Genomic DNA, 1685 nt, shown 5'->3' on the forward strand with positions numbered 1-1685 from the left:
ACAGAGCTAGAAGTCCACCCCCTGTATCTTCGGCTCGGTATAGGGGTGGACTTCTAGCTTGCGATGAAGGAGAACTTGCCTGGAAGCCATATCAATGGGTTATGGAGGCAGATGAAGTTGTGCCCAACATAAAGTATTATCTAAGCGATATTTTACTGGATGACCCTCCATACGAATTTGCTTGTACATATGAAAACAATCTTTTACTCTCCGTTAAAAAGAAGCCATTGCCTAACATGAAAAAAATTATTTCTCCAACTAAAATCCGCCTTTGAGCGGTTTTTTTTTGAATTCAACGGAAGTATTTATTATGTCCTTAGCTATATAACATAAATTGGTAGATGAATATTTGGAATATTGGTATTATAGTGAGTTAAGCAAGCTTTTTATAGTTCCAAGAGGATTATTTCGGAAACTATACAATGTGAAGATATAGTGATAGATCATCTTATTTAGAGGGGGTAGCTGATTTGCGGAAAACAGAGCTGCTAAAAGGGAGTACGGAGATGGTGCTGCTTTCACTATTAGCTCAAAAGGATATGTATGGGTATGAAATGATTGAACAGCTTAAACAGTTAAGTGATGGCTATTTGCATTATAAAGAAGGTATGCTATACCCCGCTTTAAAAAGGCTTGAAGTGAAAGAGTATCTAATAAGTTATTGGCGAGATTCTTTAGAAGGTCCTAAAAGAAAATACTATTATGCGACGAAATTGGGTGTTGCTCAATTTCAAGTTCAATGGGAAGAGTGGAACACCTTTCAAGATGTAATCGGTAAGGTTGTTTCACCTATCTATGAGCGCACACAAAAATAGCTGCAATGTCTGCAGCTATTTTGTTTTTTCTTTGGCTTCAGCCTCAGCCAGCTTTTTCAGCAAGATGGGCGTGGGCATATGCATGATTTGCTCTAATGGCATGTTGAGAGATTCAGATAACTTTAATGCGGTTTCAGTTGATATTTGTAATGGTTTCATGGCTCTTCTCCTAAAGACGATTTTTGATTAGTTCTAGTGTAGCCTCTATGCTTCAATTATTCAATCCTTATGAGGGCAATTTGCATGATTCAATCAGTCTTCTGCTTCCGCTAGTAGGTAGGAGATTAAAGGGTGAAACGTAATACTGCTGAACATATTTAATCTTAACAATGAAGTTTGTTAAAAACATAATGATTTAGAAAATTGGAAATTCTGCGGAAAAGGTGTTAGGGCATGCCAGGATTCTGAAACATTTGGCCTATTAATTTTAGAATAGAAATAAGCCCGTAAAGACGGGCTTTTATTTTTGTTTAAAAAAGCCAATGGTCTCCTCTTACAACCATTTTACTTTTGGTTCAGTTTTATCGATTATTCGTTTGATGTTCGCACGGTGGCGGTAAAAGATGAAAATCGTTAAAATGCCAATTACAATAATAAGAGCCCAATCATCGGTATGAAACACTAAGCTGTAAATGAGAGCTAGTAGACAAGCAATCATGGAAGATAGTGAAACATATTTGGATATGTATAAGGATATAAAGAATATGATAAGGACAATAAGAAAAAATAATGGTTCATATGCGAGGATAACACCAGCCGATGTTGCGACTGCTTTCCCACCCCGAAAGTTTGCAAAAATAGGGAGCATATGACCGATTACTGCAAAAAGTCCGGCTAGCAATAGATTCATTTCCACGCCTAGCATTAACG

General features: G+C 37.0%; 4 protein-coding genes. 2 read left to right on the top strand and 2 right to left on the bottom strand.

The features are described 5' to 3' along the window. Window positions 1-275: NUDIX hydrolase (locus AC1DUW_RS27900; RefSeq protein WP_477644063.1), on the top strand; the 275-nt coding region annotated here is incomplete at its 5' end. Window positions 276-470: 195 nt separating this feature from the next. Beyond that, window positions 471-815 (top strand): PadR family transcriptional regulator, encoded by a 345-nt coding sequence (locus AC1DUW_RS27905; RefSeq protein ID WP_252432946.1) that lies wholly within the window; start codon window positions 471-473, stop codon window positions 813-815. Window positions 816-830: 15 nt separating this feature from the next. Here the strand turns inward: AC1DUW_RS27905 and AC1DUW_RS27910 are convergent, their stop codons facing one another. Both AC1DUW_RS27910 and AC1DUW_RS27915 read right to left on the bottom strand, forming a co-directional pair. After that, window positions 831-974 (bottom strand): YycC family protein, encoded by a 144-nt coding sequence (locus tag AC1DUW_RS27910; protein ID WP_082527609.1) that lies wholly within the window; start codon window positions 972-974, stop codon window positions 831-833. Between the two features lie 334 nt (window positions 975-1308). Beyond that, window positions 1309-1685 (bottom strand): glycerol-3-phosphate acyltransferase (locus AC1DUW_RS27915; protein WP_477644064.1); only part of this gene is annotated, 377 nt, incomplete at its 5' end.

The organism is Peribacillus sp. P4_C12 (genome assembly GCF_056402095.1).